We start from the raw sequence: 16,974 nt of genomic DNA on the forward strand, positions 1-16,974 counted from the left end.
GTCAGATCCTGCCGTATTTGGCCAGTCCCTTGCGCAGGGACTTCTCGGAGATGATCAGTTTTGCCTGTTCAAGTTCACGGGCGTCGATCTCTTGCGCCATTGCAAGGACGGCTGCCGCCTGCGCCGCCGGCACCACGACCACGCCATCGATGTCGGCGACGATGATGTCGCCGGGATGGACGATGATGCCGCCGATTTCCACCGGCACCTGGGACGCGACGGTCGTGTAGCGGCCGAGGGTGGTGCCCGGCGAGACGGTGCGGGCGTAAACCGGAAAGTCGTAGTCGCGGCGGATTTCCGACAGGTCCCGCACGCCTGCATCCAGAATCGCGCCCGCATGGCCGTTGGCAACCGCGCCGGCGGTCATCAGGCCGCCCCAGACCGCGACGTTCTCCACGCCGCCGATGCTGATGCAGATCACGCTGCCTTCCGGCGCCTCGTCAATCAGGTCCAGCGCATGCTGCGGCGGCAAAAATTCGTCGGTTGCCGCTTCCAGCACCGTGGCCGCCGGCCCGCACACCCGCTTCTCGTTGATGCGTGGCTTGATCTGGTGATCCATGTAGCCGCGCTTGCCGGTGATCTTGTCCACCGCGTCCGCAACGGAGGCGGTGGCGACCTTGCCGAATCCTGCGATCAGATCTTTCAGTTCCATGATGTCCTCATCCTTCAGATTGGTTTGTTTTCATTGCCAGCGGTTCAGCCAGTTGTTCGGCGTCCCCCCGGCCAGCACGCGCGCGACTTCCTCGGCCGCCTTGCGCTGCAGGTCCTGGATCGCCTCTTCCGAATACCAGCCGGTGTGATCCGACACCACCACATTGCGCAGCCGCAGCAGCGGGTTGTCGCGCGCGACCGGTTCCTCGGCAAACACGTCCAGTCCGGCGCCGAACAGCCTGCCTTCCTGCAGGGCCTGCGCCAGGGCCGCCTCGTCGATCAGCGGGCCGCGTGCGGTATTGACGACGATGGCGGCCGGCCGCAGCAGGCCGATCCGGCGACGGTCGAGGATGTGCCGGGTGTCGGGCGTGAGCGGCGCATGCAGCGACACGATGTCGGCTTCCGCGCAGAGCCGGTCCATGTCCGTTGCCTCGACCTCCGGCGGCAGCGTCGCGTACGGATCGTGCACCAGCACCCGGTTCACGCCGACGCCGCGCATCTTCCGCGCGAACGCCGCGGCGATGCGGCCGTAGCCGACCAGTCCCAGCGTCTTGCCGGCCAGCCGGTACATCTTCTGCGCCGGACCGATGTTCCAGGCGCCGCTCCTCACTTCCCCGTCGCGGGTCACGATGCGCCGCGCCACCGCCATCAGCAGTGCAAGCGCCTGGTCGCTCACCTCCTCCGTCCCGTAGTCCGGCACGTTGGCCACCGCGATGCGCCGCAGCCGGGCGGCGTCGAGATCGATGTTGTCGACGCCGATGCCGTAGCGGACGATGGCCCTGCACTTTCGCATCGCCATGATGGCCGCCGCATCCACCGGCGACTCCCGCACCATGACGGCGTCGGCGTCGACCACCGCCTTGTGCACCCTGACGGCGTCGCCGTCGCAGGGCCGCAGCACCACGCTTGCACCGACGCCCCGCAGGACCGCCGCCTCGATGTCGTAGCGGTCGTAGCCGCCATCGATGACGACCACCTTGCGCGCGGCCTCGGCCATCAGTTGGCTTTACGGTTGGCGTCGACCGCCTGCATCAGCTTGTCGACCCACTCCTTGCCGACTTCCTTTTCGACATAGGTGCGGACCGCGGGCTGCGCGATCTTGCGGAAGCCGTCGATCTCGGCCGGCGACAGTTCGGTCACCTGCATGCCGAGCTTGGTCAGCACCGTCTTGGCGCTCAGGTCCTGCTCGCTGGTCATCTTGCGGTGCACGTCGCGCGCCAGCGCGGTGGCTTCGACGACCGCCTTCTGCTGCTGCGCATTCAGTCCCTTGAAGAAGCGCTCGTTGACCATGTAGGCATGGATGCTCCATACGTGGCCGTCCAGCGTCGCGTACTTCTGATACTGGTACAGGCTGGCCGCGAGGATGTTGGTGACGCCGTTCTCCTGCCCGTCGACGACCTTGGACTGCAGCGCGGTCGGCAGTTCGGCCCAGGGGATCGCCGACGCGGAGGCGCCGAAGGATTCCACCAGCGACTTGAACACCGGACTCGGCTGGATGCGGATCTTCATGCCCTTCAGGTCGGCGGGCGTCTTGACCGGGCGAAGGCTGTTGGTGAAGTGGCGCACGCCGTTGTCGGCGATGGCCAGCATCCGCACCCCGGTCTTCTGCAGCATCAGGTTGCCGAATTCCTCGCCGAACTTGGAGTCGTACACGCGCCAGGCATGTGCATGGCTGTCGAACAGGTAGGGGATCCCGAGCAGCGCAATCGGCTTGAAGATGGTGGCGATCGCGCCGTCATGCGGCACGGCCAGTTCCAGCGTGCCGAACTTCAGCGCTTCCATCACCTCCGCATCCTTGCCGAACTGGCCGGCCGGATAGATCTCGACCTTGAGCGAGCCGTTGGTCTGCTTTTCGACATGCTCCTTGAAGATCATCGCCGCCTTGTGCTGCGGCTGGTCGTCCTTGGCCGGCTGGAAGTGCGCGTACTTCATCACCTTCTGCTGGGCCAGGGCGACGGAAGGGCCGATTGCCAGCGCCGCGGCGATGGCGATGGCAGAGGCAAGCGTCCTGCGTTTTTGCTGTTTCATCTCGTGTCTCCTCGTTGGATCGATGGTTTTCTGGATGGGTGACGATGTTGCTAACGCGTGAAGCCGAACCAGGCGGGAACCGCGAGGCTGATCTGGGGGAACAGGATCACCAGCAGCAGCACGACCAGCTCGGCCAGCACGAACGGCAGGATGGCGCGGGCGATTCCCTCGAACTTCAACCGGCTGACCGACGCGATCACGAACAGCACGCCGCCCACCGGAGGCGTGATGAGGCCGATGGTCAGGTTCAGCACGATCGCCATCGCGAAGTGCAGCGGGTCGATGCCGAACTGGTCGGTCAGCGGCGCCAGCACCGGCACCAGGATGATCACCGCGGGCAGCGTGTCGATGAAGAAGCCGCAGATGAGCACGAAGATGGCGACGATGAACAGCACCAGCAGCGGATTCGTCGTCACGTCGGCGATCCCGCGGGCGATGTCCTGGGGCAGCTGCAGGATGGTCAGGATCCACGCGAACAGCGACGCCATGGCCACGATCAGCAATGCCGCCGACGTCACCAGCGCGCTTTGCAGCAGCACCTTGGCGATCAGCGACGCGTTCAGGACCCGGGTGATGAACAGGCCGACGAACAGCGCATACACGACGGCGACCGCAGCCGCTTCGGTCGAGGTGAAGGCGCCGCCGAGGATGCCGCCGATGATGATTACCGGCATGAGCAGCGCCGGCAGCGCCTTCACGAAGCTGCGGCCGCGTTCCGCCCAGCTCACCTTCTCGTGCGCAAAGCGGTAGCCGCGCTTGACGGAGATGATGTAGTTCGTCACGGCGAGCGCCACCGCGAGCAGGATGCCCGGCAGGATGCCCGCCATGAACAATCCGGCGACGGTCACCCGGCTGTCGCTGATTGCATAGATCACCATGATGATCGATGGCGGGATGATGGGGCCGATGGTGGCGGTTGCCGCGCTCAGCGCCGCCGAGTAATGCGGGTCGTAGCCGACGCGCTGCATCATGCGCATCATGATGGCGCCGGGCCCGGCGGCGTCGGCAAGCGCGGAGCCGCTGATGCCGGCGAAGATCATGTTGGTCAGGACGTTGACGTGTCCGAGCCCGCCGCGGATGTGGCCGACGAGGTTGTTCGTGAAGCGCAGGATGGCGCTCGTGATGGCGCTGGCCGACATCAGGTCCGCCGCCAGGATGAAGAACGGCACCGCCATCAGAGGAAAGGAGTTGATGCCGTTGAAGAAGCGCTGCGGCACGGACAGCAGGGACAGGTTGCCGTCCGCGACGAGGGCCAGCATGCCGGCGCCGCCCATGACGAAGGCGATGGGCATGCCGATCGCCATCATGATCAGGAAACCGAAGAGCAGTGCGATACCCATCAGATGCCTCCTTCGTCGACGGGGGCTTCGAGGCTTTCCGGGTATTCCAGCCGGTTGTCGACGAACGCGCGATAGATGAAGCCGATATGCACCAGGAGCAGGAGCGCGCCGAGCGGGACGGCCAGATAGGGAATGCCGAGCGGGATGTTCATCACCGGCGTCTCCTGCTCCCACGCGAACAGGGCGAACTGGAAGCCGAGCACGACCAGGGCCAGCAGGAAGACGATGATGAGCGCCGCGACAAGGTGGCGGACCCAGGCGCGGGTCCTGACGGGCAGGCGGTCCTGCAGGAGCTCGACGGCGACGTGACGCCCCTCGCGCAGCGCAAGGCCGGCGCCGAGGAAGGTGATCCACACCATCAGGTACTGGGACAGTTCTTCGGCCCAGATGAAGGAATAGTTCCAGACGTAGCGGCTGACGACATTGGCGAACACCATGACCACCATGGCCGCCATCATCGCGATGACGATCCAGCGGTTCGCCGCCAGGAACAGCTTCTCGATCGGGCCGACCGGGCGCGCGGGTGCCAGCGACCCGTCCGGTTGCAGTGCTTCTGCTGCCATGCTTGTCTCCTCCGGTATGTCCGGAAATTCTCGGCTGCAACGACGGCGTTGCAAGTCGGTTCCAAAACGGGGCTATTTGCAGCCCTCTGCAATCTAATATATCAGATAAAAAATCGGCTGTGCTACACTTTTCTGCAATGCCGGCCGCTTGGATATACTTCCGGCTGCGGCAGTCGGTACTTTATCTTGCTGTTTTCCTTGCCCTTTTCCGAGCGCCGCCAACGCTCCCGACCAGAATTCCATGACTGCAAAAGCCACCACCACCCACCGCAAGGTCGTCCGGCCGAAATCGCTGACCGACCTCGCGGTCGACATGATCCGGGCGGAGATCGTCGAGGGCCGGCTGCAGCTTGGGGAGCAGCTCTCCGAATCCCAGCTCGCCAACGACCTCGGGATCAGCAAGACGCCCGTGCGCGAGGCACTTTTCCAGCTGAAGCTGCAGGGGCTGGTCGAAGTCCATCCGCAGCGCGGCACGTTCGTGTTCCAGCTGTCGGAGGGCGACGTGCATGAAATCTGCGGCTTCCGGGAAGTGATCGAGTGCGCCGCGCTGGCGAAAGCGATGGAAGACGCGCGCGAGGCGCTTGCGGACACGCTGCAAGGCATTCTCGACGAGACGGCGGCGGTCGAGAAACGCGGCGACTTTGCGCAGCTGCCGCGGCTGGACGCGCAGTTCCACGAAGCGTTCATCGCCCACGCCGGCAGCACCTATCTCAACGTCTCCTACAACCTGATCTCCTACAAGATCCAGGCCTTGCGGGCGCGCCTGCCGGAGCACGATCCGGACGTCGACGAGTGCGGGCACAACCACGCGCTGATCGTCGCGGAGATCAAGGCCGGCAATACCGGCGCCGCGCAGGAAATCCTGCGCCTGCATATCCGCGACACCGAGCGCTCGTACATCTCGGCCAGCAAGAAACGCAACGTCCTGGCCGCGTAGCACAAGCCGGACGGCCGCGCCGGCGCGCCCGGCGATGCGTTGCCGTTCCGGCCATCCACGGCCCGCTCAGGCGGCCGCACTCCTGTTCCTGCCGCCGTGCTTGGCACGATAGAGCGCCTTGTCGGCGCGCCCGATCATCTGTTTCACGGTCTCGCCCGGCAGGAACTCGGCGACGCCGATGGACACCGTGACGGGAATGTCGCCCTCCTCGCAGCGCAGCGGAGCGGCGCCGATCGACGTCCTGATGCGCTCGGCGCAGGACAGCGCATCCCGCAATCCGGTGGCGGGCAGCGCGAGCAGGAACTCCTCGCCGCCGTAACGCGCAAAATACTCGCCGCTGCGCAGGTCCTGGCGCGCCAGCTCGGACACGCGCCGCAGCACCTGGTCGCCGGCCGCATGGCCGTAACTGTCGTTGACGTTCTTGAAATGATCGACGTCGAGCAGGCAGATGCTGAACGGCGTCGCGCTGCGCGCCGCAGCGGCCGCCTCGCGCTCCAGCACGCCGAGGATGAAGTGGCGGTTGAACGCCCCCGTCACCTCGTCATGTGCGGCAAGCACCCTTATGCGATCCATCGCCGCGGTCAGCGCCGCGTTGCGGGCGCGCAGGCGCAGCCGAAGGCGGGTGATCGCGCCGCCCATGAAGGCGAACCACGGGGTGATGAAGACCAGCGCCAGCCACTGCAGCAATTCAAGGCGCAGGCTCAGCCCGGACAATCCGTTGCGCCATGCCAGCAGCACCACCGCGCCGTAGGACAGCACCGCGAGCGTGCCAACCCGCATCAGCTCGACGGTGCTCAGCCGGAACAGGCCGAACATATAGATGAACAGGTAGGAAAGCATCATGGCCGGGCGCGCCTCGCTGGCATGGTAGAGACCGTAGGCCACGACCAGCAGCCCGGCATACAGCTGCGGAAACATCATGCTGGGATCGCGGAAGCGTTCCGAGAAACCGCTGCGCAGCATGGCCCAGAAGACGAGGTTCGGCGCGACCAGCAGGAACAGCAGCAGCAGCATGCCCCGGAAGCTGAATGCGGTCATCCCCAGCAGGTAGCAGACCACGACGAAGGCATAGCAGACCAGGTAGGAGCCCAGCGCCATCATCTGGCGCTTGATGTTGGTCCGCCGGATGTGGTCGTCGCCGAACACGAGACGACGCAAGGCTTCGCGCCCCCTGGCGGTGGACTCCTGTTCCGGGTTGCCGCTCATCCTGGTTCCTGAATGTTGTGGTTGACGGCCGCGGCAGCCCCGTCCTGCCAGGTTCGTTCCGTCGCCCGCGGCACAACTGCTGCGAGGCGGGCGGTCTTCTTCACGGGACGGCATCCGTGGCACGCAAGAAAATGCCTAAGTGCAATAGCGGTCTCGGCCCCTGGCGGCGTCAAGCGGTGTTGTACATCCAACGCGTGAAGGCGCGCGCCAGGTGCGGAAAGCGGATCGGCGGCTATCGGCCGGCGCACAACGCCCGCGACGGATCGGCCTCGCAGCGTCGGTCAATCAGGTAATTCGTGGCAAGTGCAAGCAAGATGCCGACCACCAGCAACACTGCCATGGTCTGAATGATTGTCCAACCCTCGTTCCTGTTCACGGGTTTTTGCATGGTTTGCACTCCTGGCTGCGCGCGATTTTTTTCGGCAAGGGCTGCAATTCTGCCATTGCCGAAGAACCTGAAGCAATGTGTACGGACTAAGGAAACAGTGCGCTTCTGCCAATCTTGCCCGCAACCGGGCATCCTCCCACGATGGCCAACAACTTTCTTGCGAGTAAAGTCAGTGTGACCTCGCCTGCCTTTCCGGCTGTTCCCGAAAATCGCTTCCGCCTTCTTGCCGAGGCGCTGGAGCGTATCGGCGGGCAACAGTCCAGGGCGCGCATACTGGACACGATGCGGATATACACGCGTCACCTGGTGGGCGCGAACGGCGCCTGCATCGTCCTGCGCGACCAGGACCAGTGCTACTACGTGGCCGAGGATTCGCCGGAGGGTGCGCTATGGCGGGGGCAACGCTTTCCGATGGCGTCATGCATCTCCGGATGGGTGATGCTGCATCGACGTACTGCGGTGGTGACCGACGTGCTGCGTGATTCCCGCGTACCGCCGGACATCTACCGGCCTACCTATGTAAAGAGCATGGTCATGGTGCCGGTCGGCGGGGACCGGCCGTTTGCCGCGATCGGCGCCTACTGGTCCGCGCTGCACCATCCCGCGCCGGACGACATCGCCGTGCTGGAAGCCCTGGCGCGGGCGTGCGGCGCAGCGCTCAGGCAATGCGACGCCTACGAGCAGCTGCGCGAATCCGAGGAACGCTTCCGCAACCTGCTCGAGGTCAGCCCGGATGGCCTCCTGATCAATGTCGGCAACCGCTTCGCCTACGCCAACCAGGCGGCGTTGACCCTGCTGCGCGCCAGCGCGGCGGACCAGGTAGTGGGGCGCTCGGTGTTCGACTTCATCCTTCCCGCCTACCATCGCCAGGCCCGCGAACGGATCATGCGGGCGCTGGCCGGCCTCGCCAATCCGCTGGCCGAGACCGGCATGCGCGCGCTCGACGGCACGAGCATCGACGCCGAGACCGCTGCCGGCCCCGCGCACTGGAACGGCATGCCCGCCGTGCAGGTGCTGATGCGCGACGTCGGTGCGCGCCGGCGCAGCGAGGAAAAGCTGCGCCGAAGCGAAGCCTCGCATCGCATCGCGATCGAAGCCGGGCGCATCGGCACCTGGGACCTCGACCTGGCGACGCAGATCTGCGTCGCCTCGCCGCGCATGCTGGCAATGCTGAACCTGCACGGGTCGCCGGGCACGTTCGCCATGGCCGACTGGATTGCAGTGCTGCGGCCCGAGGACGGACCCGCGTTGCAGCAGGCCCTGGCCGACTGCGTGGGCGGCGGCGCGCCCCTCGATATCGAATACCGGGTGCGCGACAGCGAGGGCGGGGTACGCTGGCTGTACTCGCGCGGCGCCTTGTACCGTGACAGCGCAGGCGTGCCCGCCCGGGTGCATGGCGCGACGATCGACATCACGGCCAGAAAGGACACCGAGGAAGCGCTGCGCATCAGCAACGAAAGGCTCAACCTGGCGGTAAAGGGCGCCGGCGAAGGCGTCTGGGACTGGGACTTCAAGCGCAAGACACGCCACTTCTCGGCGCGCGCGAAGGAGATCCTCGGCTATGCCGACAACGAGATCGACGATGCCGACGTCGACTGGTCGGCACGCATCCATCCTGACGACATGCCGCGGGTCGAGGCCGCCTTCGCCGACTGCCTCGACGGCAAGACCCCGACCTACATCTGCGAGTACCGCGTGCGCACCAGGGACGACCGCTGGAAATGGGTGCTGTCGCGGGGCATACTCGCCTCGCGCGACGCCGACGGCAAGCCGCAGCGTTTCACCGGCATGGTCACCGACATTTCCGAGCGCAAGCAGGCCGACGAGCTGATCTGGCGGCACGCCAATTTCGACGCCCTCACCGGCCTGCCCAACCGCCGCCTGTTCCGCGACCGGCTGGACCGGGCGGTGACCCAGGCCTTGCGGACCGACCAGGGGTTCGCGCTGCTGTTCATCGACCTCGACCGCTTCAAGGAAATCAACGATCTGCTCGGCCATGACACCGGCGACCTGCTCCTGGTGCAGGCCGCCCAGCGCATCCGCGGCTGCGTGCGCGACGCCGACACGGTGGCGCGGCTCGGCGGCGACGAGTTCACGGTGATCCTGGCCCAGCCGGGCAGCGCCGGCCAGACGGAACAGGTGGCGCAGAAGATCCTGGCGGCACTCACCAAACCGTTCATGATCGGCCGCGAGGTCGCCTACATCTCGGCCAGCATCGGCATCACGATGTGCCCGACCGACGCCAGCGCGCCGGAAGAGCTGATTCGCAAGGCCGACCAGGCGATGTACGCCGCCAAGCACGGCGGCAAGAACCGCTTCAGCTATTTCACGCTGTCCATGGACGAGAAGGCCCAGCGCCGCCTGCGGCTGGCCAACGAGTTGCGCGGCGCGCTGCGCGCCAACCAGCTGTCCGTCTACTTCCAGCCGGTGCTCGACCTGCAGACCGGGCAGGTGGTCAAGGCGGAAGCCCTGTTGCGCTGGCATCATCCGCAACTGGGCAACGTCGATCCCGCGCAGTTCATTCCGCTGGCGGAAGAGACCGGCACGATCAATGCGATCGGCGACTGGGTGTTCCGCGAGGCGGCCGCCTGGGCGCAGCGCTGGAGCAGCAAGCTCGGCACGCCGTTCCAGGTCGGTGTCAACAAGTCGCCGGTGCAGTTCCTCGCGCAGGAGGAAGAGGGATGGGTCGCCTACCTGCAGCGCATCGGCGTATCCCCCCAGCACATCGCGGTGGAGATCACCGAAGGCCTGCTGCTCAACACCTCGGGCAGCGTCTCCGGCAAGCTGTTCGAATACCGCGACGCGGGCATACAGGTGGCGATCGACGACTTCGGCACCGGCTACTCGTCGATGGCATACCTGAAGAAGTTCGACATCGACTACCTGAAGATCGACCGCTCCTTCGTGCGCGACATGGCCGCCGACGAAGCCGACAGGACCATCGCCGAGTCGATCATCGTGATGGCCCACCGGCTCGGCCTGAAGGTCATCGCCGAGGGCGTCGAATCGCGCGAGCAGATGGACCTGCTTGCCGCCGCCGGATGCGACTATGGACAGGGCTTCCTGTTCTCGCGTCCGCTGCCCGCGGCGGATTTCGAGCAATTGCTGTTGTCCCGGCAGGGGCGCGGACGGCTGAACTGAGAGTCGCGGCGCGCCCGGCGCCGGCAGGTCCGGGCGCGGTCCTCCCTGCGCCCTGCCGACTGCTAGGGCGAGTGCCCCAGCATCTCATCGATCGATGCGAAACGCCAATGGCCTCCGCCAGTAACCGCCCCTCCCCGCCGCGCAGCGCCTGGGCCGGGTTCCTTCCATTCGGTCGCATGGCCCGGCGCCCTCTCCGGCGCCGTGGCGCCGCCGCCTTCGTCCGGCTCTTCCGCCGCCGCCCGGGCGATCGCCAGCAACCAGTCCGGGATGCTCTGCGTCGATGCGCGGCTCGAGGCGCTGCACGCGCTGACGCCGCTCTGCCATGTGGCTGCGCTCGACGCGGAGCTGACGCTCGTTGACCGGCCGCGCACTGGCGCGTTTCCCTCCGACGGCCAGCTCAGGCGTCGCCGGCTGAAGTCGCCGGCCGGGCCGGTCGCAGGAGCGGTGGACGGACGACCAGCGGCAGACGGCGTCGCAGCATCGGCCGGGTTGGAAACGGCCGGTGCTGCGTCGGCCGCGGCGTCCGGGTCCGTGTCCGCCGCGGCGCGGCGGCGCCTGGAAACCGCAGCCTTGAGCTTCTCGCGCAGGCGCTTTGCGATGGCGCTCTCCTGCCGCGTCCCGCGCCGGCTTCCATCTGCCCTTTCCGCCGCCCCTGCCGCCACCGCGTCATGGAGTTCCTCCGCGGCGGCCCTGCTGTCCCAGGGAATCACCCGACTGCTTTCGCGGTGGCGCGGATCGCCCGCAGGCCGGTTGTAGGCGCGATTGACGGTCGTGATGTAGCCGGCCTGCTGCAGCGCATAGTCGACTGCCTGCGTCTCGTTCCAGTTCGTCGAGCACAGCGTGCCGCCGTCCGGCAGGATGAAGAGCACGCTTTCGCATCGTTCCGGAAAATGGATGTTCCACTTTTCCTTGCCGTGCATGACGGCGTCGTGGGGATAGCCGCTCGCGTGAATGCCGGCGTTGATCGCATCGATGATGCGGCTGTCGGTCGGCGTGAGGCGGCCGCGGTCTGCCGTTGGCTGCCGCACCGCCGGAAGTTCGAGCACGTCGTTGATCACGGTCTCGATCAGCGCCACCCAGCGGCGACGCGCCTTCGGACAGGAAGGGTCCCGTTCATCGAGGCGCTTCACGAACAGGCCATGCAGATCCTTGTAGCCCGCGAATGCGTTTGGTTTCAGCCGCGGATAGAAATCGAATGCGTCGTAGTCGGCAGTCAGCGGAACGCCGTGCACCCCCCTGAAACGCACGCGCTTGTACGCGTCGCCTTCCTTTCGCCCGACCGAGAACTTGCGGCGTGCTTCATCGAGTTCGAAGCGGTAAGTCCGGTCGCGCTCGACGTCGCGCACCCCGATCGTCCAGTGGCCTGCCGGCGTCGTTCCTCCCACCTCCAGCAACTGCAGGCGTTCGCTATCCACATAGTCGCGGATCCGCAGCGCAAGCGGCGCTGCATCCAGCAAGGAGACGGTGGAATCGTTGCGCTCCCCCGGCGCCTCGATCAAGCCGCCGAGCGGACCGTCGTTGCGCAGCGATTTGTCCTTGACGTTCAATCCCTTCATCGGCAGCCGGCCGTACTGCATCCAGAACCGGCTTTCAGGATTGACCGTGCGGAACGCAAGCACGGTGTCGAGTCCGGCGGCGACCGCCTTCAGGACCTCGATGTGTGCCGGCAGGAGACCCGATCGCGCCTCCGCCTCCCGTCCGCTCGGCAGGACCGCTGCGAGGCCGGCGCAGTCGATGTAGCGCGGCGCAGGCGGCCTGACCCCCGCATCGTTGCGGGCATCGGCTGCCGGCAGGTGCAGCATGTTGCGGACGCGATCGCGAAAGCCCGCATGCGGGGGATCGACCACGGCCGTACGGTCTGCCGGCGGGCGGGACGCTGCCGGTTCGTGCGCGGCCAGGCCCGGGTGTTGTCCGGCGCTGAGGTGAAGACGCATTGGTCGGGAGTGAAAGTCGCGGCACGGGATATACGCATGGGTGGCATGTACGCCCCCGGGGTTCCACGCCGACGACGCGGCGACGCCGGACGGTCGCCTGATGGCCTCCGCGGCGCCTACCTGGCCTCGAATTCCACCAGGATCTTCATCCGGGCGCGGCTTGCCCTTCCGTCCTTGATCCCGGGATGCATGCGCGACTGCATGAAGGTCTCGATTGCCGCCTTTTCGAATGCGGGCGGCAGGTCGGATTCGCCCAGTTCGATGCGATCGATCCGCCCGCTTTCTCCCACAAACAGGACAAGCACACCGGTGACCCTGGCCTTGTCGAGCACGGCATCCGGAAAGGGCACGACCACGGGAGACGCCGGCTGCGGCGGGACGTCGAGTTCTTTCGACGGGAGATACGGAAGCTCCTGGATGACGGCCAGGCCGCCAGCCGGAGACGCGTCGCCCGGGGCGCCAAGGGGATGACCGTCCGCGGGGCGGGCGCTCTCCGGCGGCGGCGGATCCGTCGGGGTGGCTTCACCTTGGGCGGCAGGGACCACAGGTGCCGGCGACGCCGCCAACCGGGACGTCGGTACCTCGGTCACCGCTTGTGTCGTCGCCGGGGACGGGGCTGCGTGAAGCCGCACTTCCATCACGCGCGCCTCGCGCCCGTTTGACGGCGATGGCGCGTGGCCCGGCTGCTGGGCACGCCACAGGCCCACCGCCGCCGCATGCACGGCAAGCGATGTGCACAGCCCGACAACGACCTGCCTTTTCATCGTCTCGATCCGGCGCGGCGGCAGGCCTTGCCGCCGCGCCTGCGAAGGAGGTCAATCAGTCCGGGATTTCCCGCCATGTGGTCCTGTATACCTTGGAACCCGTGCCGAACGGAGGCGGGTTCTCCTCGGCGCTGATATTGCCGGCGCTGTCCGTGACGACGGTGACATTCTTGCCGGGCAGGCGCAGTGTCTTGATGCCGGCGACGAGCGCATTGCCGCCGAGCCGCATGCCGGCCATGCCGTCGACGGCCGTGCTCATGCTCAGGCCGCTGTTGATGTCGAAGAAGTAGAGGAAGGCATAGCCCCCGACGTCGCAGGCATTCACCGCGGGAACGTTTGCGGCCACCGTCAGCGTATTGAACTGCAGGGACATGTCGACGTTGACCCGCTCGCCCGGCGACCGGTTGCCCGGGTTGAAATCGAGGTACCAGCCGTCATGCGTGGCCCAGTTGATCGCAGCGCCACTGACGGTACGGATGGTCCGCCCCACCATGGTGCCGGTGGCGCCGGTGGTCTCGGTCAGCGTTCGGGGCAGCATGGTACCGCCACGCACATCGGCTATGCCTGTCGCCGCCAGCGTGTCCTTGATTGCATAGAGCGACTGCTGGCTGGTGTCGCTGACGTCGCCGTTGCCGAGATACCGGCCGGTGCCCACCATGACCACCGGCTGGTTCGGCGTGCCGGCGCCGACCACCGCGAGCTCGGGCTTGACGGTGATTGGCTGCAGCTTGTTGCTGCCATCCTTGAGCTGCGCGAGGCGCACCGCTTCCTTGCCTGCGGGCTCGTAGTTGTCGTCGAAGTCAATGCGCCAGACATTGCCCAGCATGTCGCCGCCGTACAGGCGCTTGGCAATCGGCATTGCCGGATCCTCGATCCATGCGTTGAGCTTGCCCAGGCCGCTCGGCGTGCCGGTGGTGCCGGCCGGGGTGGTGCCGGTGGTGTAGGTCGGGATGACGTCGTCATCCAGCAGCGCACCGGTGTGGGCGTCGACCACGAAGACGCGGCCGTTGCCGTCGCCGGTGTTGCCGCAGCCGTTCCCCGGATAGTTGTTGATGCCGGAACTGAAGATCACCACCCACTTGCCATTCTTGCGCTTGGCCACGATCGGGTTTCCGTAGGTGTAGCCGAGCTGCGGATGACTGAATTCCCACAGGCCCTTGGGATTGGTCGGATCGGTCACGTCCAGCGCGTAGTACGAGCATCCACCCTTGTTCAGGCCGCCGACCAGGATCGTCTTCCAGCTGGCCGCGTTGGCACACATCTGCGGATCTTCCGCCAGGTTGATGCAGATGTCGGCGACGGTCGGCGAGCCGTCGACGTAATACTGGTGGTTGTTGCCGTAGTTGCGGTCGGCCAGGCGCCACATGTTCTTCATGACGCCGGTCGGGACGAAAGCCCAGCGCTCGTTGCCGTTCTCCGCGTCGAACGCATGCAGCATGCCGTCGTTGGCGGCGGCAAACACGGTCGCAACCTGGTCCGCATTGTTGGCCTTGAAGGTGCCGTAGCTGGTGTCGTACGTATCGTACGCAAAGGACGGCTTCTTGGTGTAGACAGGCACGGCATTGACGATATCGCCGAGCACGTGCTCGCGGTCGCGATAGAGGCGGTTGCCCTCTGCGTTGGTCGCTTCGTCCTCATGGACATTGCGTCCGCGGAGATAGTTGACCAGGTTTTCCCCGCTGTTGGCGGCGTTGCGTCGCGCGTCCGTCGTCAGGTCATCGGCATCGTTGCCGCACTGGTCGATCGCAGGCGACTTGGCGCAGATTTCCGTGAAATGGCCTCCATGCCCGTCGTCCGAAAGATTGGTGAACGTGAAGTCCTTCACCTTGTTCGTCGCGTCCGCATTGAAGTACTTGATGGTGCGGCCGTCGCTGTTGGCCGCGGCGCCGGATACCTTGCTATCGAGCTGGGTCTGTGCCGACCACAGCGGGGCATCCGACAGCGCGCCGGACTCGGTATTGATGGAATAGGCAGCCAGGTCGCCGTCCCACTTGGCGGTCCGGTACAGCGCGACGTAGACGTTGTTGTCGCCGGCCACCGGCTCCAGGTTGGACGTGGCCGCCGCCGATGACGAACCCTTGCGCGCCTGGATGCCGGACAGCGCCGCCTGGATGCCGGCCTTGAGCGAGGCGGCATTGCTGGCGCTGTAGTAGGTGCCGCGCCCGTTGACCGCCGCGTGCCACAGGTCGTCGATCTTGGCGAGCTCGTTGTTCGGATTCGGCCAGTTGGCGGTGTCGTTGGCGATATCGTAGTACTGCGACACGCCTTCGATGTTGTCGGCCGTCTCGTAGTTGCTCTCGTACTTGATGGTGCCGCTCACCCCCAGCCCGATGGTGAAGCTCGTCATGTGCTGGCTGTTGCTGGTGTCCTTGCCGCTGCCGGCGACATTGTTCTTGCACAGGTTGGTGTAGGTGGGACTGGCACTGCCCGCCGGGTTGCTGCAGTTGCCGTGGACGGTGTCGCGCAGGTCGGTCGTGTAGTAGTAGTAGGCGACGTCGGCCAGCGTGTTGCTGATATTGAGGTCGTCCCGGAACGGCAGGAGCGCGCCTTCGGTGGCCGCGGCGCCGCCGGCGAAGTTGGTCGTGCTGAAGCTGCGGTTCCTGTTGCCCGAAACCTTGTCCATCGACAGGCTCAGGGAGCCGGTGAACGCGCCGAGCGAGGCAGGGGCGGTGATGGTCACCTTGCCGTTGCTGTAGTCGGCGTCGTAACCGGTGGTGCCCGTCCGGCTGTCGATCGCATTCCGGATCGCCTGACCCAGGGTGTCGCGGTTGGTGGTACAGGAGTTGGGCACGCGCGTGTTGAACAACACGACAGGGGTACCGCTGCCGGTATCCACGGTCAGCCCGGTCGCCTGGTAGCAGCCGTTATTGTTGCCATTGCCGGAGTAGTCGCCAATAGTGATCGTCGCCCTTGCCGCGACCGCCGCAACCCCCGGGCCGTCCGCGTTGCCGACATTGTCGGTGCCGTTGATCTTCTTCGGCCCGTACGAGCCCTGCTCGGCCTCGGTGTTCCAGTAGCCGTCGGTCGACAGGATCGTGAAGTTCTGCTGGCAGGAATACTGGACCGGATCCCATCCCGAAATCTGCCCCGCGTACATCCGGCCCATCCGCGACAGGGCGGCGCGCAATGGCGTCCAGCCCCCGTCCCGGCCGCCGTACAGTTTCTGGTACCACTCGTAGCGCTGGGTGCCGGAAGCGCTTCCCGCGTAGTCGTTGATCTTCAGGTCGTTGTTCTTCCCGGTCGAATTGTCGGCGCCGGACTCGGCGCTGTTCAGGAAGAACAGGCCGACGCGGTACTTGCTCTCGTCCAGGTCCTTGAATGCCTCGCCCGCCGCCGCCTTCATCAGGAAGGCGCGGCGGCGGTAGTAGGAATACCAGTTGGCGTAGTTGGTCTTGGCGGCGGCGCTCCCGGCTGCCACGCCGGGCGCCGCGATGCTGTCCGCGCTGGTGACCACGGTGTACCGCGCATCGTTCAGGCAGGTGGTGCTGTTGATGTCCGCGCTGCTGGTCGGATAGGTGTAGTAGTACTTGGTGCTTGCACCCGTCGTGAGATTCCAGCTTTGCGACAGGTTGGTCGGGCTGTTCGATGTGGCGCCGCCGGCGTAAGTATGGCTGCCGTTGGGAAAGTAGCCGTCCTTCAGTGCCGCGGTGAAGCTGGCGTCGGGGAAGCGGGTGACGCCGTCGCTGTACACGGCGCCGCCGATCTTGAACGGCGGCTTGTAGGTTTCATTCGGGTTGTAGAACAGGGTGTTGTACTTGTACCAGCCCCAGCAGTTCCTGGTCTTGTTCGTGCCGTCGCTGTCCGGCATGTTCTGTTCGTCCATCGAGCCCGAGTCGTCGACCACGAAGGCGATGTTGGGCTTGACCGCGTTGGCGTTCGTGATGCCGTTCGCGAGCGGCGCGTTGGCGAGGTCGGTGACGGCCGACAGGGCCGTCGCCGGCAGCGCGCCCAAAAACAGCAGCAGCGGCATCGGCCGCACGGCGGACGTCAAACGCGAAGTGTTCTGGTTCATCGCACTCTCT

12 protein-coding genes are annotated in these 16,974 nt (G+C 66.1%); 2 read left to right on the top strand and 10 right to left on the bottom strand.

Going from position 1 to position 16,974, the window contains the following annotated elements; genetic code table 11:
• Position 1: 1 nt before the first annotated feature.
• The 5 genes from VIM12_RS11885 to VIM12_RS11905 are packed head-to-tail and all read right to left on the bottom strand — an operon-like array spanning position 2 to position 4,582.
• Positions 2-652 carry an RraA family protein gene (locus tag VIM12_RS11885; RefSeq protein ID WP_331941844.1) on the bottom strand — a complete coding sequence of 217 codons (651 nt, stop codon included), beginning with the start codon at positions 650-652 and terminating at the stop codon, positions 2-4.
• Between the two features lie 30 nt (positions 653-682).
• Positions 683-1,648, bottom strand: coding sequence for a C-terminal binding protein (locus VIM12_RS11890; protein WP_331941845.1), 966 nt, complete (start codon positions 1,646-1,648; stop codon positions 683-685).
• Positions 1,648-2,679 carry a DctP family TRAP transporter solute-binding subunit gene (locus VIM12_RS11895; protein ID WP_331941846.1) on the bottom strand — a complete coding sequence of 344 codons (1,032 nt, stop codon included), beginning with the start codon at positions 2,677-2,679 and terminating at the stop codon, positions 1,648-1,650. The genes VIM12_RS11890 and VIM12_RS11895 overlap by 1 nt, the downstream gene beginning before the upstream one ends.
• 50 nt (positions 2,680-2,729) lie before the next feature.
• On the bottom strand, positions 2,730-4,019 hold the full coding sequence (locus tag VIM12_RS11900) for a TRAP transporter large permease (protein WP_331941847.1): 1,290 nt from the start codon (positions 4,017-4,019) through the stop codon (positions 2,730-2,732).
• Positions 4,019-4,582 carry a TRAP transporter small permease gene (locus VIM12_RS11905; RefSeq protein ID WP_331941848.1) on the bottom strand — a complete coding sequence of 188 codons (564 nt, stop codon included), beginning with the start codon at positions 4,580-4,582 and terminating at the stop codon, positions 4,019-4,021. The genes VIM12_RS11900 and VIM12_RS11905 overlap by 1 nt, the downstream gene beginning before the upstream one ends.
• Before the next feature lie 241 nt (positions 4,583-4,823).
• Here VIM12_RS11905 and VIM12_RS11910 point away from each other — a divergent pair, with 241 nt between their 5' ends.
• Positions 4,824-5,519, top strand: a complete 696-nt coding sequence (locus tag VIM12_RS11910; RefSeq protein WP_331941849.1) for a GntR family transcriptional regulator — start codon at positions 4,824-4,826, stop codon at positions 5,517-5,519.
• Between the two features lie 66 nt (positions 5,520-5,585).
• Here the strand turns inward: VIM12_RS11910 and VIM12_RS11915 are convergent, their stop codons facing one another.
• Together VIM12_RS11915 and VIM12_RS11920 are read right to left on the bottom strand one after the other, a co-directional pair.
• Positions 5,586-6,725, bottom strand: a complete 1,140-nt coding sequence (locus VIM12_RS11915; RefSeq protein ID WP_331941850.1) for a GGDEF domain-containing protein — start codon at positions 6,723-6,725, stop codon at positions 5,586-5,588.
• Between the two features lie 232 nt (positions 6,726-6,957).
• A complete protein-coding gene (locus VIM12_RS11920) occupies positions 6,958-7,113 on the bottom strand; it encodes a type II secretion system protein (protein ID WP_331941851.1) in 156 nt (51 codons plus the stop codon).
• Positions 7,114-7,254: 141 nt separating this feature from the next.
• On the opposite strand from VIM12_RS11920, the gene VIM12_RS11925 reads away from it, so the two are divergent.
• Positions 7,255-10,254, top strand: coding sequence for a bifunctional diguanylate cyclase/phosphodiesterase (locus VIM12_RS11925; protein ID WP_331941852.1), 3,000 nt, complete (start codon positions 7,255-7,257; stop codon positions 10,252-10,254).
• A gap of 62 nt (positions 10,255-10,316) precedes the next feature.
• Here VIM12_RS11925 and VIM12_RS11930 read toward each other — a convergent pair whose 3' ends face one another.
• From VIM12_RS11930 to VIM12_RS11940, 3 genes are all read right to left on the bottom strand, one after another.
• Complete coding sequence (locus VIM12_RS11930; RefSeq protein WP_331941853.1) at positions 10,317-12,101, bottom strand: anthrax toxin-like adenylyl cyclase domain-containing protein; 1,785 nt, start codon at positions 12,099-12,101, stop codon at positions 10,317-10,319.
• 203 nt (positions 12,102-12,304) lie between these two features.
• Positions 12,305-12,952 carry an energy transducer TonB gene (locus VIM12_RS11935; RefSeq protein WP_331941854.1) on the bottom strand — a complete coding sequence of 216 codons (648 nt, stop codon included), beginning with the start codon at positions 12,950-12,952 and terminating at the stop codon, positions 12,305-12,307.
• Between the two features lie 55 nt (positions 12,953-13,007).
• A complete protein-coding gene (locus VIM12_RS11940; RefSeq protein WP_331941855.1) occupies positions 13,008-16,964 on the bottom strand; it encodes a pilus assembly protein in 3,957 nt (1,318 codons plus the stop codon).
• Positions 16,965-16,974: the final 10 nt, after the last annotated feature.

It is taken from the genome of Noviherbaspirillum sp., from assembly GCF_036563305.1.
Taxonomy (GTDB): Bacteria; Pseudomonadota; Gammaproteobacteria; order Burkholderiales; family Burkholderiaceae_D; genus Noviherbaspirillum.